Raw genomic sequence first — 21,650 nt, forward strand, 5'->3', positions numbered from 1 at the left:
ATGTGGTCAATGCGGCTTGGGATCGCGCGCGGAAAAGCCCCTTATGCCCCGTTTGCTAGCGGCCGTTCACGCCTCGTCGCTTATCCCAACCAAAAAGATTGCAAAGACAGAATTTGGGCGCTAGATGCGCCCGTCCGACAGTGGGGGCTTGGCTGAAACTTGTCGGAAAGGTTGTGACGTGTTTAACTCCTTTTGGGCTGTCATCAGCCATTTAGACAAGGACGGAAGTTCAAGATGAAGAGCATTATTTCGATCGCATCGGTTGCCGCACTCTCGCTGGCTCTGGCTGCTTGCGGCGCAGAAAAGACTGAAGAAGCTGCCACCGCCGAAGCGACCGCTGAAGAAGCTGCCGACGCTGGCATGGAAGCTGCCGAAACCGCTGGCGATGCCGCTGCCGAAGCTACCGAAGCTGCTGGCGAAGCCACCGAAGCTGCTGCTGAAGGCGCTGTCGAAGCTGCTGAAGCTGGCGCCGACAAGGCTGCTGCTGCTGCTGGTGAAGCCAAGGCTGCTGCCACCGACGCCGCTGCCGCTGCTGGTGAAGCTGCCAAGAAGTAATGCCTCGCTTCTTCGGAAGCTTGGATAAGACATCGGCCGTCAGCGCTTTGGCGCTGGCGGCCTTGTCATTTGGTCTGGCCGGATGCGGACCTGCAGAGAATGATCCGGGGCCGGGCGGTGTCACCGTGGGCGAGGCGCGTGCGCTGGACGAGGCCGCCGAGATGCTCGACGAACGCCAGGCCAATCCTGCCGCTGCGACACAGCCGCAGCCCCAGGACATTCCGGATCGGCAGCCCAGCAGATGACCGGCGCCAGCGGGCCGCCAGCTATGCCCGGAGTGTCGGTGCGATAGGCCCCGGCCATCTTTGACAGGTTTTCCGGCGCGCAAATCCCCGCTAGAGCCTGTGACCATGACCACCGCTCCCCTTCCCGATACCGAAACGCGCGGCCTGCTGTCGCTGCTGCCGATCGCGGCCCGGCCCTATGCGCTGCTGGCGCGGTTCGACCGTCCGATCGGCTGGTGGCTGCTCTACTGGCCCTGCGCCTATGCGCTGGCTCTGGCGGGCGGGCTGATCACCCACTGGCCGCTGCTGCTGTGGATGTTGCTGGGCGCCATCGCGATGCGGGGCGCGGGGTGCGTGTACAACGATATCGTTGATCGCGATCTTGATGCCAGGGTGGCGCGGACGCGCGGACGCCCGCTGGCCAGCGGCGCGGTCAGCCTCAAGGCTGCCTGGGTCTGGCTGGTCAGCCTGTGCCTGATCGGGCTGATCGTGCTTGTGCAGTTGAACCTCGTCGCCGCGCTGATTGCCATCGCCTCGCTCGCTCTGGTCGCCGCCTATCCCTTCATGAAGCGGATCACGTGGTGGCCGCAGGTCTGGCTGGGTCTGGTGTTCAGCTGGGGAGCGCTGGTCGCCTGGGCCGCAGTGACCGGTTCGGTGTCGCCTGCCGGCCTGTTGCTGTACGGTGGCAGCATCGCCTGGGTGATCGGTTATGATACCATCTACGCGCTTCAGGATGTCGAGGATGACGCGCTGGTCGGCATCCGGTCGAGCGCGCGGGCTCTGGGCGGGGCGGTGCGGTCTGGCATTGCGCTATGCTATGCGCTGGCGATCGGCGGATGGGCGGCAGCGATCTGGCTGGTTCGACCCGATTGGGTGGCGCTGCTGGCGCTGCTGCCGGCAGCCGCCCATCTGGCCTGGCAGGTTCTGGCGCTGAAGCCCGGCGACCCGCAGGATCCGCTTGCCAAGTTCCGCAGCAACCGCAATGCCGGGCTGCTTGCCTTTCTCGCCTTTGCGGTGGTCGGCCTCGCCAGCTGAAACGATGACTTGCGAGGTAATGGCTAGGGCTATCGCGCTCGGCTAGGCTGGCCAACATGAAGCACGACAGCTGCAATCAGGAACCCGCCGGAGCGCAACTTCGCCAATGGCGCGAGCGCCGCCGCCTCAGCCAGCTGCAGCTGGCGCTCGAGGTCGAGATGTCCACCCGGCATCTCAGCTTTGTCGAAACCGGGCGTGCGCAGCCGAGCCGCGATCTCATCATCCGCCTGGCCGATTATCTCGACATACCTTTGCGTGCGCGCAACCAGATATTGCTGGCGGCGGGGCTTGCGCCGGAGTTCGAGGAAACCGGCCTCACTGCCCCCGAAATGGCCGAGGCTCTGGCAGCAGTCGAGCATCTGCTGAAGGCGCATGAGCCTTTCCCGGCGCTGGCGGTCGACCGGCACTGGAACATGGTTGCAGCCAATGGCGCACTCGCCGTGCTGACCGAGCAGATCGCGCCGCATCTGCTCGAGCCGCCGGTCAATGTGCTGCGGCTGGCGCTGCATCCCGGTGGCCTCGCCCCCCAGATCGTCAATTACGAGCAATGGCGAAGCTACATCCTGCACCGGCTCGATCGCGATATCGAGCTGACCGCCGATTCGGGGCTGGTCGAACTGCGCGACGAGCTGGCCGCTTATCCCGGGTCGGCCAATGACAACGCCCCGCCCGGGCGCGCACCGATCGCGCTGCCGATGATCATCGACACCGTTGCGGGCAGGCTGTCGTTCATGAGCACGGTCACGATCTTCGGCACGCCGCGCGACATCACGCTCTCCGAACTCGCGCTCGAAACCTTCTTTCCCGCCGATGCGCATACCATGCAGGTGCTGCGGTCGCTGGCCGGTTCATGATGGAAGGGGGACGGCAGGGGGCTCGCGAGACCTGTGAAGCGAACCACCCTGCCGGAAGTGAAGATGACTGTGCACGAAACGCTGCACACAGCGTGCCAGGACACGAAATCCAAGGTTTTGCATAAGGCTGAATGGTTAACGCTCTCTTGCGATGCGGAGCACGTGTAAAAATCTCCGACACGAATGTGACTGGCCATAAATACCGGTGGCGGGATAGGCGGGACATTTTGGGCCTCTGCGAGATGGAACCCCCGGAAAATCGGGTGTTTGGAGGCCCTGTGAGGCCCATGGAGGCCAGCCAGCCCATGATCGGCATATTGGCCAAAAATAGGCCTGAAACAGCCCACAGATGCCCGGAAAGCCGCAGAAATGCGCTATGCCGACTCAAGGAGTTCAAATAACCGGGTTGAGACGTTCAAATACCCTATGTCATTGTAATGCAATGATAATTCTGGGGCGTTGCCGCGCATTTAATTGAACTTATTTGAACGCGTTACCGGCCAAAAATCACCACCGTCCAGCCCATCGTGCCTTGCCTGGCTGCGAGCACGTTGCGCTGCCTCGCCGGATCATTTCAAGGCTATCACCGACCCCCTTTCGATGCAACCGGATGGTGCAGGCAGGCCGTCCGGGCTTGCCGCCGTTCTCGATCCAGAGCCAATTGGGCAGCCTCTTGGGACCACGGAGTCGGGTTATAAGAATTTGTGAAGTGTGGTGTCATAAGGCCTATTCCGCGTCCTCGTCGATGACGGCTGTTGAAGGTGCGTTGCCAGGCAGTTGCACGGGTATGGCAAGGCGGTTGAACAGGGCCTGCATCTCGACCGTGAACTGAGCGAATGTCATGTTCTCGGCAAAGGCACGATCGACGATTTCGATCGCGCTTTCCAGCAGTTCTGGCGGTGCGGCTTTGGCCGTCGCGATCGCTGCATCCCAAGAGCCGATGCCGTTCATTGCCTGTACTCCTTTGCTGGTGTATGGGCGTGTTTCGGTGCGCGAAACACGGTGATCCTGCCTGCCGTAGCACGGGCCACAAGCCCGGAGCGCGTGTAAGGGAATCGGCAGTCCTTACCGCGCACCGAACCACTCCAGGATCGCGGCAAACCGGCTCACGAGCGACGAGACGTCATCGATCCGAAGGCGATGCATGCTCAGCACATAGAGCTCGTCGCCCTGCTCGGTTGCCTTGACGGTGGCCCTCCACCATTGGCCATCCGATTCCCACAGCAACCGGACCCTGCGATCGTCCTCGCGCAGTGCGTGAGCAGGATTGCTGATGATCTCCGGCAGCAGGCGATAATCGGCGATCGTGAGCTCGGCATGGTGGCGCTTCTGCTTTTCGAGCGTCTGCGGCGAGAAGCGCACGGTTCGGGCGGTCGCGCCGACTGCAGCCGCCTGGTCAGCAGTGAGCGCGGCGATCGGAAAAGGCTGATCGGGCAAGGCCGCAAACTGGTCGAACGCGGGATCCGCGACGATCTCGCGGATGGTCTGCTGCGCCGCATTTGTCAGCCCTGCCTGCGCCGCGTCTTCGACCGATTCGAGCGCCTTGTCAGCGATCGCGCGAAGGTGCTCGGTGCCAGGATTGTAACTGAAGCCCGGATCGATGCCCTTGGGCACCATGATCGGATCGGTCCTGCCGGCAGGATAGAAGCGCTCACGCGCAGATGGCGGGAGATCGGTCGTCACCTTCCATCCGCGCCGCTTCAGCATTCCATCGGAGACTTGTTCGGGGAGGCAGTTGCAGCCCCAACCATTGGGAGGGAAATGCTCCTGCCACCAGGGGTGATCGACTGGCAGGATGATGCCATGCCAGCTCAGATGATCCTGGCGCGGCTTCTCGGCCAGCCGATAGCCGAAGAGGTCATCGAGATTGAAGGCGAGCTGGCGGGTCTGCTTGGCACCTGTCAGCGCATCATCTGCGACAGAGCGGGTTATGCTGACGGCCCCGCCGTTCTGGTCATCGGTGCTGAGGAACAGGATGGTGGCGTGACACGGCTCACGGTGCTCCGCCCCATGGGAGTGGCCGCATGACACGCGGGATCGGCATTGTAGCACCGGTGGGCGTTTCGTCGATCACCGTGAGCAACGGGACGGGAGGCTTGAACCTGCTCACGCCATCGCCGCGTGAAGTCTGGCGCGCGGCAGCGGTCGGCAGTTCCAATATCGACATCGACCTTGGGGCCAACGTCTCGATCGACACCGTATTTCTGGGATTCACCAACGCAACCCCTGATGCGACTTGGAGCGTGGCGACAATGACCAACTCCAGCGGTGCGGGCCTATCCGTTGTCGCCGGCACTCGCGCCTTGCGTGTCCCTGGACCGATCGGGCAACGACAGCATGGCTATTTGCGCCTGGATGCGCCGATTTCGACCCGGTATCTGCGCCTCACGGTCACCCAGATGGGCAGCGGAGCTCCTCTGCAAGCTGGTATCTTGCTGGTCGGCCTGACTGCCGAGCGGCCCTATGAATATCGGGCCGGGCGCGTCGCGCTGGATCTGTCGAAAAGGACCGAGCTTGTCGATGGAGGCTTCGGCATTAATCCTGCAGCGATCGTTTCCTCCTATCGCTTCACGCTTTCAGGCCTGACGGATGAGCAGGTTGAAGATCTCTGGCAGATCGTCATGACAGTGGGAGAAAGTGCTCCCTTGCTGATCGTGGAGGGCCACGACACCCTCAGGTTCTCTCATCTCCACTATGGCCTTTTTCAGCGGCTTGAGCCTTATGAGCGCGAGGAGCCTGAAGACACCCGCTGGGGCTTGAGCATCCGGGATTGGGGGTGAGGTGGGTCACCCGGCAAATACGGCCCGTAAAGGCATAGGGTCGGTCCATGTTTGACCGCATCCTCTCTTTCGCCCGCGACCACATGGTCGACGATGCTCGTGACTGGTGGCGTTGGTGGTCTGTCCGATTGCTGGCGCTGGCGCTGGCGCTCCAGACCCTTCAGCTCACGTCGCCCGACTCGCTGGTCGCATTCTGGCAGGCAATCCCGCCAAGCCTTCGTGCATTCCTGCCTGCCTGGTTGAATGACCTGATCACCGTGCTGCTGATGTTCGCCGCGCTGATTGCCAGGCATTGGAAGCAGCCTCCGCCGCCGAGGGCTCCCAGCTGATGAGTCGCGAGCCGATCTTCTCTGCGATCCGCGCGGCCCGCGCCGGCGCGTCGTTCAACCAAGCCGAGGTCGAGCAGATCGATGGTCTGCTCGACCGGCTTGGGATTGCGCGCGCAGAGGCAGAGAAGATCGGCCTGACTTCCGCAGATTTCACCAGGGCTGCAGCCACGCTCAAGTGCACCGTGGCGCAGATCCGAGCGGTCTGGGAAGTCGAAAGCGGCGGCGGGTGGTTCCAGGACGTCCGCGCTGACATCCTTGCTGCCGACGGGCCAGGCGGCTTTATCGACGGCCCCGACCTTCCCAAGATCCTGTTCGAGGCCCATGTCTTCGATCGCGAGACAAATGGACGCTACCGCGCCTCGCACCCCAATCTGTCGTCGGCACGGTGGAACCGCGCACTCTATGTCGGTGGTCAGGCGGAATGGCTGCGCCTTCATCGCGCCATGCAGCTGGATCGCCGCGCTGCCTTGCGTTCGGCCTCGGTCGGTGGCGCGCAGATCATGGGGTTCAATCACGAGCTTGCTGGCTATGCCACCGTCGAAGCATTCTGGGACGCGATGAAGGTGTCCGAGGCTGAGCACCTGAAGGCCTTTGCAACCTTCATTCAGGGCTCTTTCCTAGCCGATGAATTGCGCCTGATCAGCAACCGCCCAGCTGACTGTGTTCCGTTCGCTCGCGGCTATAACGGGTCAGGATTCCAGAAGAACCAGTACCATATCAAGATCGCTTCGGCGCATCAGCGTTGGAGCGTGCGGTGATCAGTTTTGCTTTGGGTGGGCGGATCGGCAGCTTATCCAATAATGTGACGTTTATGATGCCGCGCTCCTTCGGATAGTCATATCCCTGAAGCGCCTGGATGATGATCCAGGACACCGACAGCCCCTCGGCCTGGTAGCTGAGCTGCTCGATGCGGTCTGGATCGTAGGTTATGATGGCGAATCGGCGACGCGGCATTGCGCCTTGTTCGCATTTTGTTCCGTATGGCGTCAACGCACCTGCGCGTCAGTTTTGGCCAAAATTCATCGCGCTATTTTTGGCCAGCATTTTTGGCCAGCTACAACGAAGGATATGGTTAGCAGAATCCTAAACGGATGGTCGCGCCTGCCGTTATCGGGAGCATCGGACAATGGCGGCAAGAAGGAGACGCAAGCGATGATCGGCATTCTGGCGCAAAAGGGGCTCAGCCTTTTCGGGCGTGGACCCGTTCGGCCGTCGCCCGAGCGCACGAAACTGATCGGTCTGCTCGACATGCTTGTCGATCAATGCGACCGCGAGGCAGAAATGGTCGGAGGCGGTGCAAAGGCCTCCGAACTCTACGGATCGCTGGCCAGCGAAGCTGCAAGCCGCTTTTACCGCATAGAGCCCGAACGGATCGCCGAGCGCCTGCTGCGACACTGACAACCATGGCCTGCCACTTTTCGCGCTTGGCACGCTGCGCGGGATAGGCAATGAATTGCAGCATGGCGACAAGCGAACCGCAGCAATTCGATCCTCCGATCCAGACCGTCGATCCGCGCACCGGCGCTCCGCTGGCACCTGCCACGCCCGCTGCGACGATCATCGTGTTCCGGGATTGTCCCTCGGGCGGCGCGCCCGAACTGCTGATGGTGGAGCGGTCCTCGCAGATGGTTTTCGCCGGGGGAGCGGTGGTGTTTCCGGGCGGACGGCTCGATGCGGATGACCATCTGATTGCCTCGAGCCTCGATCATGGCCTGGATCCGGACGACGCTGCCGCCCGTATTGCTGCGATTCGCGAGACGGTGGAGGAAACCGGCCTCGGCATCGGCTTTGCAACGGCCCCCCAGCGCGAGGCGCTCGCCGAGGCGCGCGCGGCCCTGCATGCCGGGGCGGTGTTCTCTGAACTCTGCCGCGATGCCGGATGGACGTTCGATCTGTCGGCCCTGACGCTGTTCACGCGCTGGCGGCCGCCGTTCAACGAGCGCCGGGTGTTCGATACGCGCTTCTATCTGGCCCGCTGCGATGCGCATGACCATATCGTCGAAGTCGACGCGACCGAAAACCGCCATCTGTTCTGGGCGACCGCAGCCGATGCGCTGGCCATGGCGGACGAAGGCAAGGTCAAGCTGATCTTTCCCACGCGGCGGAACATGGAACGGCTTGCGCAATTCGGTTGCCATGCAGACGCGGTGGCCCATGCTGCGCAATATCCTGCCCGCATGATCATGCCGTTCATCGAGGAACATGACGGGCGTCCCTTTTTGTGCATCCCCGAAGGCATGGGCTATCCCGTGACCCGCGAACCCATGGGTTCGGCCATGCGCGGCTGATCCGATCCAAATAATCAAGTATTGCCGGAACCTGAATGGGCCTCGCGTCGTAAACGGTTCATCCCAACCGGAGATGAACCATGTTGCACTATGCCCTAATCTTTCTGATCGTCGCGATCGTTGCCGGCGTGCTGGGTTTTGGCGGTATCGCCGGAGCCTCGGCAGGTATCGCCAAGATCCTTTTCTTCCTGTTCCTGCTGTTCCTGGTCGCCAGCCTGGTGATGCATCTGGTGCGCGGCCGAGCGTAATCTTCGCGCAGCAGGAACGCACAAAAAAGGCCCGGATATCTCCGGGCCTTTTTCTTTGGACGAACAACCGAAATCAGTCGATCGCACGTTCTGCGGCGCGACCCACCGATTCCACGTCGCGGCCAGCGCCCTTGACGGTATTGCAGGCCGAAAGCAGCGAAGCGACGAGCCCGGCAGCAATCACAAGGCGAAAAGAGGCAGTGCGGTTCATCGGGATTATCCTTCTTCTTCCATGGGTTGTCTTGTTTGTGTTGGGGAATGGCCCGGCCATCAACGCAAGCCGTGCCAACCGGTTGCCTGAAATTCGATTGGAACCTTCCTGATAGCGGGGGGTTGTTGGATCACGGTGCTGCGAGTGCCCGGACTGCGAAATTCCGGGCCACACCACCGATTGAGGACCAATCCATGCTGCTTTGGGGGCAGCTTAAGAGAGGCGAATTTATGACGATCATTCCGGACCAGTCGACCAAAGCGGATGCCGCCGAAATGCGGAACGAAGAGGCCGTGGTGCCGCTGGATGATGCGACGTTCAAGCAGCGCCTTGCTGCGACCATTCCGCACCTGCGCGCCTTCGCGTACAGTCTGTGCGGAAAGATGGATGTGGCTGACGATCTGGTGCAGGACACGATGCTGAAAGCCTGGGCTGCGCGTGCGCGGTTCCGCCCCGATACGTCGATGCGCGCCTGGACGTTCGTGATCTTGCGCAACTGCTATATCTCGCAGATGCGCCGCAACAAGTTTACCGCGCCCTATGACGAGGGTGTCGCCGAGCGTACGCTGACCGCCAATTCGGACCAGCAGGCGCCGTTGCATCTGGAAGATGTGCGGATGGCCCTGATGCAACTGGGCGCAGATCAGCGCGAGGCGATCATTCTCGTGGGCGCAGGCGGCTTCTCTTACGAAGAGGCAGCAGAAATCTGCGACTGCGCCGTCGGCACGATGAAGAGCCGGGTGTCACGCGCGCGTGCCGCCCTGGCAGCGATGCTGGACGGCGATTCGCCGATCGGCACACGTCGTCAGCGCAATGCGGCGGATGAAGCGATGAGCGACATCCTTGGTACGCTCGACAAGCTGAGCGAGGGCGTTACAGCGCTTGCCGCATGACAATGGATAGTCCGGCATGGGTCCGGATGCCGCGTGCCTGAACAGGAGCGCGATCATGTTCTACCCGGGTGCGTCGCCGCACCCACAAACTAGCAAGCAGCCACAAGGCTGGACGGGAAGTGAAGACAGTGCGTGGTGCCAGTTCCCTAGATCGTCTGGAGGCAAGTGCCATGCGTACATCCTGTTTTGATCCGGTGGTGATGCGCCAGGCGCGCATCGGTCGCAGCCTGCGCGAAGTCTATGACGGTGTCGCCGACAGTCCGATGCCTGACCAGTTCGACGCACTGCTGAGCGAGCTCGACAAGATAGCGGTACCCGAGCGCCGCTGACCCGTTTTCGTCTGCGACCTCAAAGGCCCGCCGGTTCCGATGCCGGCGGGCCTTTTTGCTGGCCTCGGCCTGTCGTGTGTTCATGCGCCGCAAAAAAGCCGCGATCCCGAGGGATCGCGGCCTTTGAACCTGGCATTTCTCGTAGTGTGATCAGCTGATCAGGGCACGCAGCATCCAGGCGTTTTCTTCGTGCTGGCCGATCCGCGCCGTCAGAAGGTCCGCAGTGAACACGTCATCGGCGTCTTCTGCGACTTCGACGAAATCGCGCATGCGCTTGGCGATGGCTTCATTGTCGGCAATGAGACCCTTGAGCATCGCATCGGCCTGACGGGGTGTCTCGCTGGAATCGACCACCGAAAGCTTGGTATAGTCACCGAAGGATGCCGGGGCGATCTCGCCCAGCGCGCGGATACGCTCTGCGATCACGTCGGCTGCGGCGTGCAGGTCTTCATACTGCTCCTCGGTCAGCTTGTGCACGCTGTAGAACGACGGGCCGACGATGTTCCAGTGAACGCCAAGGGTCTTGAGATACAGCGAATAGGTATCTGCCAGGCCGTGCTGGAGCGCCTTGGCGACTTCCTTGCGGTCCTTGGGCTCGATGCCGGTATCGACCTTGTCCGATTTGGTGGTGGCTTTGGCTGCAGTTGCCATGAAATATCTCCTGTTTTTTGGCATGGGGAATGGGCCTTGCGAGATAGCAGGCCCTGCCATGGAGCTTACGCGTCTTGATGGGGCAGGTTCCCGTTGCCGGGAGTCTTTCCGCCCAGACCAGCGCCCCTCGAGATGCTGACTCTTGACAAGAGGTTACATTTCTTCGCTAATTACCCCAGGAGTGGGGCTATGAATGACGAACTGCAGCCGCCGGTGGTGAGGCGTAATTCGGGTGAACAACCACCCATCGCACTGGTCGGATGGACGCATCTCGATATGCCCAATGGCATTGACCTGCGGATCGAATGCGCACGCTCGCGCATCGCGCTGGAAAATGACGCTATCGAGCATCGCGATATCGTCATGACGCGCAATCAGGCATTGCTGCTGGCGCGCTATCTGCTCAAGGTGACGGGCCAGACGCTGCCCGAAGAGCCCAAGCCGACATTTTGGACCCGGCTGCGGGCCGGTCTTGCCGGGACGCGTTCACCCGAGCGGGGCCCGGCAGGCAAGTTCGCGTCCTGATGCGCCACGGCCGCGATTGCGGCTTGATCCTCGCAGGCTTCGGTTCTAACGGCAGCGCCGATGGGGCACTTTCGGAACCTGACCAGATGCATCTTGCCGGCCTTGCTGCTGGCGATGCTGTTCGGTGCCCTCGCGCCCCGCGGATTCATGCCGCATCTGGGGCCTGAGGGGCTGACGATCGAACTGTGTTCCGGGCTCGGCAACAAGGCTGCCACCATTGCGCGCGATGATCCGCGCTATGAGGATTATGCGAGGCTCGCCGCCGCCAGGGCCGACCAGCAGACGGATGGTCAGGGCAGCGACGAGGACAATCCGATACCGCCCTGCGCCTTTGCCGGCATCGCCATGCTGGCGGTGCCAGCCGATCCTGTGACCGTGCCGGAGATCGCACCAGCAGGCGAGGTGCCGTCGGCGCTGCATCACCAGCTGCAGCGCGCGCGCCACCATGCTGCAACTCCGCCTGCAACCGGACCGCCCGCTTTTTCCTGAACCCTTGATGCTGTCGCAGATGCCTGCTGCGCGCCCTGAACGGGCGTGACCAGCGGCGCGTGCTGCGCTCTTTCTTTTCCCCGTTCAGGGATTGCATGACCTCATGAATACCAAAGCATTTCTGCGCGCCGCCTTGCTGGGCGGTGCGGCCTTCGCCTGCGTTTCCCCCGCTCTGGCTCAGGGAGTCGGCCAGCGCACCGATCCTGTCATCGTCGTCACCGCCAGCGTGACCGGTACGCCGACCGCGCCCAGCGTTGAAGAGGCCCGCAAGAGGCTCGAACAGGTCCCCGGCGGCGTCGGGCTGGTCGAAGACACGGTTTTCGCCGAAGACTTTGCCCAGAGCATCGGTGATGTGCTGTTTCTGACCCCCGGCGTCTTTGCCGATACCAGCGCTCAGCGTGAGTCCCGCATCTCGATCCGCGGATCGGGCCTCAATTCGGGCTTCGAGCGCCGCGGCATCACCGTGCTGCGCGATGGCGTGCCGATCAGCCGCGCGAGCGGTTCGACCGAGTTCCAGGAAATCGACCCGCTCACCATCCGCTATCTCGAGGTGTTCAAGGGCGCGAACGGCCTGCAATTCGGCGCGGCTTCGCTGGGCGGTGCGGTCAATATCGTCTCGCCGACCGGGCGCACCGCGCATTCGCGTTTCTCGGGCCGGATCGAGGGCGGCAGCTTCAACAGCCTGCGCGGCAACCTGAGCGCCTCGGGAGTTTCGGGCGATACCGATTATTATGTCGGGCTGACCGGGCTTCGCGACGACGGCTTTCGCGAGCACAGCGACGTGCGCAGCCTCTATGGCCATGGCAATATCGGCTTCAAGCTGGGCGACAATGTCGAGACGCGTTTCTATGTGACCGCGCTCAGCGACAATTTCGAGCTCAACGGTTCGCTGCGGCTCGCTGATGCGCTCGCCAATCCGCGTGCGGCCGGACGCCCGGTCACGGTCGGCCCGTTCCGTCCCGGCGGTCCGGTCACGGTGCTCGATCCCGGCCCGGTCGCCGATGACTGGGACCGCAATCTGGATGTCTTCCGCCTGTCGAACCTCACCGCGATCACGCTGGGCAGCAGCACGGTCGAGATCGGCGGCTGGTACGCGCGGCGCAAGCTCGACCATGCCATCACCCGCTTTGCCGGCATCATTGACCAGAAGGAGGACGAATTCGGCGTCTCGCTGCGCGGGCTTGGCGAGTTCACGCTGCTGGGCGATGCGGTCAGCCGCTGGACGCTGGGCGGCTATTACGCCAAGGGCGACAACCGCGCGCGTCGTCACCGCAACCTCAATGGTCAGCGCGCCGGTCTGGTCAGCGAATCCGATCAGGATTCGACCAGCCTGACGACCTTCGGCCAGCTCGATCTGGGGCTCACCAGCCGCTTCACCGCAATTCTTGGCGGCCAATATGTGCAGGTGGTGCGTGATGTCGATGCCGTGCTGGCGGACGTGTCAGGGCGCGGCGAGTACGAGCAGTTCAGCCCGCGCTTCGGCCTGCTCTATCAATTGTCCGACACCGCGCAGCTCTATGGCAACATCAACCGCAGCTTCGAACCGCCAAGCCTGGCCGACCTGACCTCGGGCGGCGCGCGGCCCTTCGCCCCGCTCAAGGAGCAGCGCGCGACCACGTTCGAAATCGGCAGCCGTGGCCAGGCGAGCTTCATCGCCTGGGACGTCTCGCTCTATCGCAGCGAGGTGGAGAACGAGTTTCTCGACTTCGGCGTGCCGGGCGCGAACGGCTTTGTCTCGTTCACCGACAATGCCGACAGGACCATCCATCAGGGGATCGAACTCGGTCTCGACGTGTATGTCGCGCGCGAGGTGCTGGCAGCACGCGGCCAGGCCTTCACCCTGCGCGGCGCCTATACGTTCAACGATTTCCGCTTCGATGGCGATGCCACTTATGGCGACAATCAGCTTGCAGGCGTACCCCGGCACATTTTCGTGTCCGAAGCCCGCTTCGAGCAGAAGGACAGCTGGTACGTTTCGGCCAACCTGCGCTGGGTGTTCGATGGACCCTGGGCGGACTTTTCCAATACCGAACGGGCCCCCGGCTATGAACTGGTCGGCATCACTGCCGGGGTCGACGTGATCCCGGGCGTGCGGCTGTTCGGATCGGTCGAGAACCTGTTCGATACCGTGTTCATCTCGAACGTTGCCACCAATGCCAACCAGTCGCTGGAGCGCGCCGCGATCTACACCCCGGGTGTCGGCCGCGCGATCTATGGCGGCATCCAGGCCCGCTTCTGAGCGGAAAAGAGAGGGAGAACAGCATCATGGCAAATCGTCCCAAGCTCGCCCGCTGGTCGATGGGCAAGCACCAATGGCTGGCGCTGATCGGCGGCATCAGCCTGTTCATCTGGGGTCTGTCGGGCATGGCGCATATCGTCATGGTGCTGTTCGGCCCGCAACAGGCAGAGTTCATGCCGCCGATGCGTCCGGTCGACATGACCGGGGCCGTGCCGGTCCAGCAGGTGCTCGCCAATGCCGGGGTAACCAGCGCCCGCGCGGTCAAGGTCGTGGTCGGCAAGCAGCAGAACCTGTTGCAGGTGACCGTGACGCCGCAGGCCCCGCGCCGCTATTTCCGGCTGGACACTGGCGCGGAACTGCCCGGTGAGGATGCCCGCCAGGCCGAGTTCATCGCCCGGCATTTCCTCAAGGAGCAGCGTCCTGTCGCCGAGATCGTCCACCAGAAGGCATTCGATGCCGATTATCCGTGGGTCAATCGGCTGCTGCCGGTCTGGCGTATCCGCTTTGCGGGCGATGATCAGCTGACGGCCTATGTGCACACCGAGACCAGCAGCCTTGCTGCCGTCAACAACCTGACCAAGACCCGTCTGCAAGGCGTGTTCCGCGCGCTGCACAGCTGGGAATGGGTGCCCGAGGGGCTGGACTGGCTGCGGGTGATCGTCATTGCCCTGATGGTCGGCAGTCTTGCGGCGCTGGCGGTGACCGGCATCATGCTGCTCGTTGCGATCCGCCGGGGCAAGCGGCTGGCAGGATCAAAGGGCTGGCACCGCGCGATGGGCTATGTGCTGGCGCTGCCGCTGCTGATGTTCTCGGTCAGTGGCATCATCCATCTGGTGCAATCGGCTCTGGAGCAGCCCACGAGCAAGCTGCGTCTGTCGCCGCCGGTGCGCGTGGCAGGTGCGCGCTATCCGGTCGAACGCAACTGGGCCGAGATAGCGCGCGGGCTGGACGTCAACGCGCTGTCGCTGGTCGAAGGACCCGATGGCCGCGCGCTTTACCGCCTGGGCCTGGTTCAGCCGGGCGGTGCAATGCCCAAGGGCGAGCACGATCACAGCGCGCACAAGGGGCACGCCATGCCGATGGGCGACACTGCGATACGCAACGCTCGGTTCGAGGGCGTGCAGCCGACCGGCCCGGCGCTCTATATCGATGCCGCCACCGGCAAGCCTTGGGCCGAGGGCGACAAGGCGCTGGCGCGCGATCTGGGCCGCCGGTTCAGCGGCGCGCCCGACAGCGCCATCAAGCGCATGGAACTCGTCACCCGATTCGGCCCGGATTATGATTTCCGCAACAAGCGGTTGCCGGTCTGGCGCATCGATTATGGCGCTCCGGTCAATGCGACGCTGTTCGTCGATACTGCCACCGGCGTGCTCGCCGACCGCACCGAGAACTGGCAGAAGCCCGAGCGCTACATCTTCAGCTTCATCCACAAATGGAACTTCCTGTTCCCCATCGGCAAGGTCGGGCTGAATGCGGTGGTGGGCAGCTTCATGCTGGCGTTGCTTGGCTTCATGGGCGGTATCGGGCTTTACTGGGACTGGCGGCGCAGGCGCGGGCGTGCACAAAAGCCGCTTGCCCGTTGATGACATTGGCCCCTAGTCTGGCCCGAACAGACTGGGGGTCCGATGAACCGTTCGCTTGCACTCGCCCTGGGGCTCGCCGCCCTGGCCGTTCCGCTTCAGGCTCAGGCCGCGCCGCCTGCATCAGCCTCAACCAGCCCGATTGCCGGAACGGAAAAGCTCGACGGGCTCTATCCGGTCCATGTCGACAGGAAGGGCGGGCGCATCCTGCTCTCGCTTCCTGCCGCAGGGGCCGATGGCGTCGTGGCGCGGATGCTTTATGCCACGGCCTTGCGCACGGGCCTGGGCTCTGCACCCATCGGGCTCGACCGCGCGGCGCCCGGCCCTGCACAGATGCTGCTCGTTCGCCGCATGGGCAAGAAGGTCGCATTCGAGCTTGAGAATCCGCGGTTCCGGGCCAGCAGCGGCACGCCTGCGGAACAGGCGGCTGCCGCCAATGCCTTTGCCACCTCGCTGATCTGGATGGGCGATGCCATCGAAGGGCCCGACGGGCGGCTGCTCGTCGATATCGCGCCATTCCTGGCACGCGACACGCGCAACGTCACCGCGCAGCTCAACAGCAGCGGCGAGAAGGGCTGGCGGCTGGTCGATGGCCTGAGCGCGGCCGATCCCAATGCAGTGCGCGCCTTCCCGATGAACCTGGAGTTCGAGGCACGCCAGACCTATGCCAGCGATACGCCGGGGCTCGAGGTGCGCAACATTGCCCCCGACAGCCGTCAGGTCACACTGGTCGTGCGTCACAGCCTGATTGCCATGCCCGAAAGCGGCTATGTGCCGCGCCAGTTCGATCCGCGCGGCGGCAGTTTCGCGACGCAGATCCTCGATTTCTCCGCGCCACTCGGCGGCCAGATCGTGCAGAATCTCGCCAACCGCTTCCGGCTGGAACGGCTCGACCCCGATGCCCCGCGCTCGCGGGTGCGCAAGCCGATTACCTTCTATATCGACAATGCCGCGCCCGAGCCGATCCGCACGGCGCTGCTCGAAGGCGCATCCTGGTGGAAGCAGGCTTTCGAGGCGGCGGGCTATATCGATGCCTATCGCGTCGAGATCCTGCCCGAAGGGGCCGACCCGCTCGACATCCACTACAATGTCGTCAACTGGGTCAACCGGGCGACGCGTGGCTGGTCTTATGGCTATGCCGTAACCGACCCGCGCACCGGCGAGATCCTCAAGGGTGCGGTGCTGCTGGGGTCGCTGCGCGTTCGCCAGGACATGCTGATCTACGAAGGCTTGGTCGGTGCGGACAAGACCGGAACCGGGGGACCCAACGACCCGGCGCAGGTGGCGCTGGCGCGCATCCGTCAGCTCGCCGCACATGAAGTCGGCCATGCTCTGGGGTTGATGCACAATTTTGCTGGCAGCACGCAGGATCGCGCCTCGGTCATGGACTATCCCGCACCGCGCATCGGGTTGAAGGACGGGGTGCCCGACCTTTCCGATGCCTATGGCATCGGGATGGGACGCTGGGATGTCCACGCGATCGACTGGCTCTATGGCGATCCGGTAAGTGGCGATCCCGATGCCGCCGCGCGCGCCAAGGCGGAAGCAGCCGAGCGCGAGGGGCTGCGCTACGTCTCGGACGAGAATGCGCGCAGCGTCTCGGCGAGCCAGCCCTGGGGCAGCCTGTGGGATGACGGAGCCGATCCTGTGGCCGAGCTCGACCGGATGATGCAGGTGCGTTCCGCCGCGGTTTCGCGCTTCGGCCCGGCGGCGCTGGCTGCCGGAGAGCCGATGGCTGCGCTGCGCCGCAAGTTCGTGCCGATATGGCTGGTGCACCGCTATCAGATCGAGGCGGCGGCCAAGCTGCTCGGCGGGCGCTATTCCGGATATGCCATGGGCCAGCAGGCCGCGTTTCAGGGGGCACCGGTATCTGCTGCCGAGCAGGTGCGCGCGCTCGAATCGCTGCTCGCCACGATGAAGCCGGAGGGGCTTGATATCCCTGCAACCCTGGTATCGCAGCTGTCTGCCGGCTATTCGGGAGATTACGACCGCCAGACCGAGATCGAGATCATGCCGATGGCAGGCGCAGCCGCGTTCGATCCGCTGGTCGCGGCGCAAGTGGCGGCGCAGCAGACCCTGAACGCGCTGCTCGCGCCCGAGCGGCTGGCGCGCATGGCAGAGCAGCATCGCGCCGACAATGCCATTCCCGGCGCGCACACGGTTGCGCAGCGGTTGCTGGCCCTTGCCGATGCGCCGGTCGCCAACGCAAGGCTGGGCGCAATCCGACGGGCGTTGGGCACGCGGATCATGGTGTCGCTCGCCAGAGCGGCGGCGTCACCCGATGCTGGCGTCGATGCCGCGACGCGGATCGATCAGGCGCTGCACGAATGGGCCGATGCGCAGACCGGCAAGCGCTTTGCCGATCCGGCAGATCGGGCCTGGGCGCTCTCGACCGCGCGATTGCTCAGCGATCGCGACGCGTTGAAGGCCATGTTGGCAAGCGACAAGGCCGATCTGCCAATTCCGCCCGGCATGCCGATCGGCAGCCTGGAAGACTAGGGCAGGTCCCGTCCGCTCCGGTTGCACGGACTGCATTCAGGGTCCGCCATTGGGGCGGTTTTCTGCGCGACGGGGCCCAGCTTATGGGTCTTGCACCACGATTGCTATGTCTTATACTGTTTGCAAAAAACAGAAAACCGTGCAGGTGAGGCTGGGCAATGGTGGAGACGGTATCGACCCGGGTTGTGGGACCATCCGACAGGCTGGGCTATTGGAACGACATTATCGCATCGACCTATCGGGGGATGGTGGTGAACACCGCGCAGAGCCGGTTCGATGCCCGCTTGAGTCTGTGGGATCTGGGGCCCACCCGCATGGTCCGGCCGCGATCCAGCGCTGCGACCGTCACGCGCCACGCGGATCGATCCACCATCGGCAGCGAGCGCAAGATCATCGCCCATTTCGTCAACCAGGGGCAGATAGAACTCGTCCATCGCGGGCGTCTGGCGCGGCTTGGGGCGGGCGACATGGCGCTGTGCGCCGCCGAGGAATATTACCAGTTCAACTGCCAGACCGATCATGAGCTGATGGTCGTCGAACTGGACGGGGATGATCTGGCGCGGCGGTTGCCCGATCTGGACGATCATCTGGCGCGCACCATTCCCGGCCATCATCTCGGCTCTCGGATTCTGGGCCGGTTTCTGGGATCGCTGTGGCAGGAGGCGACCACGCCGCTTCCTCCGGCACTGGCAAGGACGCATTCGGCGGTGCTGATAGACCTTATTGTCGGCTGTCTCGCGCATGATGCCGGCGAGCCCAGCCGTGCCCAGGACCCTGTGCTGCAGCGGGTACGCGAGGTCATTATGGACCGGCTGGGTGATTTCGATCTTGGCCCGGCGATGATCGCGCACGACACGGGCATCCCCTTGCGGACACTGCAGGGCATGGCGGCACGGGGTGGCACCACCATCGGCCAGATGATCACCGATCACCGGTTGATCCGTGGCGCGTGGCTGCTCAAGTCCAAGCCGCAGTCGAGCGTGACCGATATCGCGCTGGAATGCGGCTTTGCCGACCCGTCCTATTTCGCGCGGCGGTTCGTGCAGCGGTTCGGCACCTCGCCCAAGGCCTATCGCACCGCGCATTGATCCCGTTTTGCCGCGCTGTCGCCATCCCATGATCAAGGGTGGCGCTTTTGTCCGTGTTCTGGCGCGCTCGTCCGCGCCGCCGCCCTGCGCCATGCTCTAAGCCATCCCCACAATCACGCTGAAGCCAGGCCGGAAACAGGGCCGGACGAGAGGGGAGAGTTGCATGAAGAGGATGCTTGGTTCCGCAAGCGCGCTGGCGCTGATCACCGCGCTGATGCCCGCTGCCATGGCGCAGGAAGCCGACCGACTTCAGGCGGATCCGGCCGAGCGGGGCGGCATTCAGGAAATTGTCGTTACGGCGCAGAAGCGATCGGAAAATGTCCAGGACGTGCCGATCGCCATCACCGCCTTTGGCGGGGAAGCCCTGCAGGAGCGCGGCATTGCCGATATCTCTTCGCTCAGTGGTCTGGCGCCGAATGTCAATCTGGATGGCGGCACGCCGTTTTCCGGAACATCGGCAGTGCTGTCGGCAACCATCCGCGGGATCGGATCGGACGACTTTGCCTTCAACATCGATCCCGGCGTCGGCATCTATCTGGACGGCGTGTTCCTTGCCCGCACCGTCGGGGCCAATCAGGACCTGCCCGATGTCGAGCGGATCGAGGTGCTGAAAGGGCCGCAGGGCACGCTGTTCGGTCGCAACACGATTGGCGGGGCGGTATCGATCGTGACGCATAATCCGGGCGACGAATTCCGCCTGAGCGGTGATCTGACGACCGGCAGCTTCAGCCTGCTGCGCGCGCGTGCCACGATCGACGTTCCGATTGCCGATGGTCTTGCCGCATCGCTGACCGGGTCGGTGACCAGCCGCAACGGCTTTCAGCGGCGCATTCCCTATGAGGGTACCGCGGACGAACGGCGGGCGATTGCCAATTCGGACAGCTTCCTCGCGTTCAACAATGCCGATTATGCGACTGCATCGCGCCAGTCTGGCGACAATTCGATGAGCCTGCGCGGCAAATTGCGCTGGGACGATGGCGGCAGCGTGCGCGTCACGCTGTCGGGCGATTATACCAACCAGGATTCTCCGGGCCAGACCAGCTCACTGATCGCGGTTTCGTTCCCCGCCGGCCCCTTTGCACCGACCAACCCCCTGCCGGGTACCGCGATCAATCCGGTCAATCCCAGCGGCGGCTTCCTGTTTGCCGGGCTCTACAATTTCTGCATCAGTTCCACGCCTGCGCAGATCGCGGCGCGCGGTGCTTCGGCGATCTGCGGAGCGCGCGGCACCAGCGCCTTTCCCGGCGGACTGCTGGCGCCGCTGGCAGGGGTGAATGTCGATGGCAATCCGTCCAATGATCGCCTGCCATGGGATGGCCGTTTCCTCCTCGACGATCCGGATCTCAGCTATGCGACCGGGCCCTCTTTCAACAAGCTTCAGGCCTGGGGCGTCGCGGGCAATTTCGAGGCGGATATCGCCGATGGTCTGATGGTCCGGTCGATCACCGCCTATCGCAAGACCAACTGGCGCGCCGGGACCGATGTCGATGGCTCGCCGCTGAGCATGCTCGAGCTGACCTTTGCGCAGAACCAGAAGCAGTTCAGTCAGGAACTGCAACTGCTCGGCACCGATCTGCTCGACGAGAAGCTGAACTTCGTGCTCGGTGCCTATTATTTCAACGAAAGCGGGGATCTGCACGATTATGTGACCTTCGACGAAGGCCTGCTGCAGGTCGATGGCCCGAACGAATTCGACACCCGCAACTATGCGTTCTTCGGCCAGGTCGATTTCCGCCCCGCCGAGTGGATCGGCATCACTCTGGGTGGCCGCTATACCAGCGAACGCAAGCTGTTCGAGGGCGGCCAGCAGGACCTGAATGGCGGCAACTACAAGCTGTTCAACTGTGCCACGCCCGATGGCACGATCAATCCGTTCGGCAATTTCCCGCTGGCACCTCCGGTCGCGGCGGGCGGGCCACCCTGCCTTGCCGCACTCGGCTTTCCCGATCCGACCAACCCGGTGCGGCTCTATGTTCCGGGCGTCAATCGCAAGACCTTCGATGACTTCTCGCCCAAGATTGGCGTGCAGTTGCACCCGGCCGAAGACGTGATGGTCTATGCCAGCTATTCGCGCGGCTACAAGACAGGCGGCTGGACGACCCGGCTCACCAACCCGCAAGGCAATGTCGCGCCCGATTTCGACGAGGAGGTCGCCACCACCTGGGAAGCAGGGATCAAGTCGACCCTGCTCGACCGGCGGCTGCAGCTCAACCTTGCGGCATTCACGACCCGCTACCAGGATGTGCAGCTCAACCAGCAGGTGGGCACCTCGCCTACCATCGACAATGCAGGCACGGCCCGGATCAAGGGTTTCGAGCTGGAGATGGTGGCCGCGCCGATCAACGGTCTCACGCTCAATGCCTCGCTGGGCTATCTCGACGCCACGTTCACCGAATTGTCGGCAAGCGTCTCTCGCCCCGACGTTGCCGGGCCCATTCCGGGTCTGCGGCTGGGGGCAGTTGTCGGCGGCCAGTTGCCCAAGACGGCAAAATGGTCGTTCAACTTCAGCCCGCGCTACGAGGTCGATCTGGCCAATGGCGCCTCGATCGTCATGCTGGCAGACTATAGCCACCGCAGCGCGGTGTGGAACGAGGTGGCGCGCTATCTGCCGCTGCGCCGACCGGCGATCGACATCTTCAACGCCAACATCACCTATCGCGAGCCCGATCGCCGCTGGGAACTGACCGTGGGCGGGACCAACCTGACCGACAAGCGCTATCTGGTTTCCGCCGGGGCGAACGATGCGGCGGGTGTCTATTTCGGCAGCTTCAACCGCCCGCGCGAATGGTATGCGCGGATCGGCTTCAAGTTCTGACCTCAACCGACAGGGCGC

25 protein-coding genes are annotated in these 21,650 nt (G+C 63.5%); 20 read left to right on the top strand and 5 right to left on the bottom strand.

Going from position 1 to position 21,650, the window contains the following annotated elements; all coding sequences use genetic code 11:
* Nucleotides 1–234: 234 nt before the first annotated feature.
* The 4 genes from C7451_RS12460 (at nt 235) to C7451_RS12475 (ending at nt 2,668) form a co-directional block, all read left to right on the top strand.
* Complete coding sequence (locus C7451_RS12460) at nt 235–555, top strand: hypothetical protein (protein WP_110299303.1); 321 nt, start codon at nt 235–237, stop codon at nt 553–555.
* Nucleotides 556–575: 20 nt separating this feature from the next.
* Entirely contained in the window at nt 576–800 is a 225-nt protein-coding gene (locus C7451_RS12465) for a hypothetical protein (protein ID WP_244181857.1), read from the top strand.
* Nucleotides 801–905: 105 nt separating this feature from the next.
* Nucleotides 906–1,814 (top strand): 4-hydroxybenzoate octaprenyltransferase, encoded by a 909-nt coding sequence (ubiA, locus tag C7451_RS12470; protein ID WP_110299305.1) that lies wholly within the window; start codon nt 906–908, stop codon nt 1,812–1,814.
* Nucleotides 1,815–1,870: 56 nt separating this feature from the next.
* Entirely contained in the window at nt 1,871–2,668 is a 798-nt protein-coding gene (locus C7451_RS12475) for a helix-turn-helix domain-containing protein (RefSeq protein WP_110299306.1), read from the top strand.
* 726 nt (nt 2,669–3,394) lie between these two features.
* Here C7451_RS12475 and C7451_RS12480 read toward each other — a convergent pair.
* Both C7451_RS12480 and C7451_RS19985 read right to left on the bottom strand, forming a co-directional pair.
* The gene (locus tag C7451_RS12480; RefSeq protein WP_110299307.1) at nt 3,395–3,619 is read right to left on the bottom strand and encodes a hypothetical protein; all 225 of its coding nucleotides are present in this window, start codon (nt 3,617–3,619) and stop codon (nt 3,395–3,397) included.
* Nucleotides 3,620–3,733: 114 nt separating this feature from the next.
* Nucleotides 3,734–4,351 (bottom strand): tudor domain-containing protein, encoded by a 618-nt coding sequence (locus tag C7451_RS19985; protein ID WP_167398534.1) that lies wholly within the window; start codon nt 4,349–4,351, stop codon nt 3,734–3,736.
* Between the two features lie 78 nt (nt 4,352–4,429).
* On the opposite strand from C7451_RS19985, the gene C7451_RS19990 reads away from it, so the two are divergent.
* The 4 genes from C7451_RS19990 to C7451_RS12500 are packed head-to-tail and all read left to right on the top strand — an operon-like array spanning nt 4,430 to nt 6,535.
* Entirely contained in the window at nt 4,430–4,696 is a 267-nt protein-coding gene (locus tag C7451_RS19990; protein WP_167398535.1) for a hypothetical protein, read from the top strand.
* Nucleotides 4,693–5,448, top strand: a complete 756-nt coding sequence (locus C7451_RS12490; protein ID WP_146215365.1) for a hypothetical protein — start codon at nt 4,693–4,695, stop codon at nt 5,446–5,448. The genes C7451_RS19990 and C7451_RS12490 overlap by 4 nt, the downstream gene beginning before the upstream one ends.
* Nucleotides 5,449–5,495: 47 nt before the next feature.
* A complete protein-coding gene (locus tag C7451_RS12495) occupies nt 5,496–5,777 on the top strand; it encodes a DUF7940 domain-containing protein (protein WP_146215366.1) in 282 nt (93 codons plus the stop codon).
* Nucleotides 5,777–6,535 carry an N-acetylmuramidase family protein gene (locus tag C7451_RS12500; protein WP_110299311.1) on the top strand — a complete coding sequence of 253 codons (759 nt, stop codon included), beginning with the start codon at nt 5,777–5,779 and terminating at the stop codon, nt 6,533–6,535. The genes C7451_RS12495 and C7451_RS12500 overlap by 1 nt, the downstream gene beginning before the upstream one ends.
* On the opposite strand, the gene C7451_RS12505 is transcribed toward C7451_RS12500, so the two are convergent.
* Complete coding sequence (locus C7451_RS12505) at nt 6,495–6,731, bottom strand: hypothetical protein (RefSeq protein WP_110299312.1); 237 nt, start codon at nt 6,729–6,731, stop codon at nt 6,495–6,497. The two genes, C7451_RS12500 and C7451_RS12505, sit on opposite strands and share 41 nt — an antisense overlap.
* Before the next feature lie 114 nt (nt 6,732–6,845).
* Between C7451_RS12505 and C7451_RS12510 the strand changes: the two genes are divergently transcribed.
* From C7451_RS12510 to C7451_RS12520, 3 genes are all read left to right on the top strand, one after another.
* On the top strand, nt 6,846–7,175 hold the full coding sequence (locus C7451_RS12510; RefSeq protein ID WP_167398536.1) for a hypothetical protein: 330 nt from the start codon (nt 6,846–6,848) through the stop codon (nt 7,173–7,175).
* Between the two features lie 62 nt (nt 7,176–7,237).
* Nucleotides 7,238–8,065, top strand: coding sequence for an NUDIX hydrolase (locus C7451_RS12515; protein WP_167398537.1), 828 nt, complete (start codon nt 7,238–7,240; stop codon nt 8,063–8,065).
* A gap of 80 nt (nt 8,066–8,145) precedes the next feature.
* Nucleotides 8,146–8,313, top strand: coding sequence for a DUF1328 domain-containing protein (locus C7451_RS12520; protein WP_023839674.1), 168 nt, complete (start codon nt 8,146–8,148; stop codon nt 8,311–8,313).
* A 73-nt stretch (nt 8,314–8,386) separates the two neighbouring features.
* On the opposite strand, the gene C7451_RS12525 is transcribed toward C7451_RS12520, so the two are convergent.
* Nucleotides 8,387–8,524, bottom strand: a complete 138-nt coding sequence (locus C7451_RS12525) for an entericidin A/B family lipoprotein (RefSeq protein WP_110299314.1) — start codon at nt 8,522–8,524, stop codon at nt 8,387–8,389.
* Nucleotides 8,525–8,754: 230 nt separating this feature from the next.
* Here C7451_RS12525 and C7451_RS12530 point away from each other — a divergent pair, with 230 nt between their 5' ends.
* Together C7451_RS12530 and C7451_RS19995 are read left to right on the top strand one after the other, a co-directional pair.
* Nucleotides 8,755–9,417, top strand: coding sequence for a sigma-70 family RNA polymerase sigma factor (locus tag C7451_RS12530; protein ID WP_110299315.1), 663 nt, complete (start codon nt 8,755–8,757; stop codon nt 9,415–9,417).
* Between the two features lie 170 nt (nt 9,418–9,587).
* Nucleotides 9,588–9,746, top strand: a complete 159-nt coding sequence (locus C7451_RS19995) for a NepR family anti-sigma factor (protein WP_167398538.1) — start codon at nt 9,588–9,590, stop codon at nt 9,744–9,746.
* Between the two features lie 150 nt (nt 9,747–9,896).
* Here the strand turns inward: C7451_RS19995 and C7451_RS12535 are convergent, their stop codons facing one another.
* On the bottom strand, nt 9,897–10,397 hold the full coding sequence (locus C7451_RS12535; RefSeq protein ID WP_110299316.1) for a Dps family protein: 501 nt from the start codon (nt 10,395–10,397) through the stop codon (nt 9,897–9,899).
* A gap of 189 nt (nt 10,398–10,586) precedes the next feature.
* On the opposite strand from C7451_RS12535, the gene C7451_RS12540 reads away from it, so the two are divergent.
* From C7451_RS12540 to C7451_RS12570, 7 genes are all read left to right on the top strand, one after another.
* Entirely contained in the window at nt 10,587–10,922 is a 336-nt protein-coding gene (locus C7451_RS12540) for a hypothetical protein (protein ID WP_110299317.1), read from the top strand.
* Between the two features lie 93 nt (nt 10,923–11,015).
* The gene (locus tag C7451_RS12545; protein WP_146215367.1) at nt 11,016–11,411 is read left to right on the top strand and encodes a hypothetical protein; all 396 of its coding nucleotides are present in this window, start codon (nt 11,016–11,018) and stop codon (nt 11,409–11,411) included.
* Nucleotides 11,412–11,514: 103 nt separating this feature from the next.
* Nucleotides 11,515–13,650, top strand: coding sequence for a TonB-dependent receptor family protein (locus tag C7451_RS12550; protein WP_110299319.1), 2,136 nt, complete (start codon nt 11,515–11,517; stop codon nt 13,648–13,650).
* A 26-nt stretch (nt 13,651–13,676) separates the two neighbouring features.
* Nucleotides 13,677–15,233: a PepSY domain-containing protein gene (locus tag C7451_RS12555; RefSeq protein ID WP_110299320.1), complete on the top strand. Its 1,557-nt coding sequence runs from the start codon at nt 13,677–13,679 to the stop codon at nt 15,231–15,233.
* Nucleotides 15,234–15,275: 42 nt separating this feature from the next.
* Nucleotides 15,276–17,729: a zinc-dependent metalloprotease gene (locus tag C7451_RS12560; protein WP_110299321.1), complete on the top strand. Its 2,454-nt coding sequence runs from the start codon at nt 15,276–15,278 to the stop codon at nt 17,727–17,729.
* A gap of 158 nt (nt 17,730–17,887) precedes the next feature.
* The gene (locus C7451_RS12565; protein WP_110299322.1) at nt 17,888–18,817 is read left to right on the top strand and encodes an AraC-like ligand-binding domain-containing protein; all 930 of its coding nucleotides are present in this window, start codon (nt 17,888–17,890) and stop codon (nt 18,815–18,817) included.
* Between the two features lie 163 nt (nt 18,818–18,980).
* Nucleotides 18,981–21,632, top strand: coding sequence for a TonB-dependent receptor (locus C7451_RS12570; protein ID WP_208625210.1), 2,652 nt, complete (start codon nt 18,981–18,983; stop codon nt 21,630–21,632).
* Nucleotides 21,633–21,650 lie beyond the last annotated feature (18 nt).

This window comes from Blastomonas natatoria, from assembly GCF_003201955.1.
Lineage (GTDB): Bacteria > Pseudomonadota > Alphaproteobacteria > Sphingomonadales > Sphingomonadaceae > Blastomonas > Blastomonas natatoria.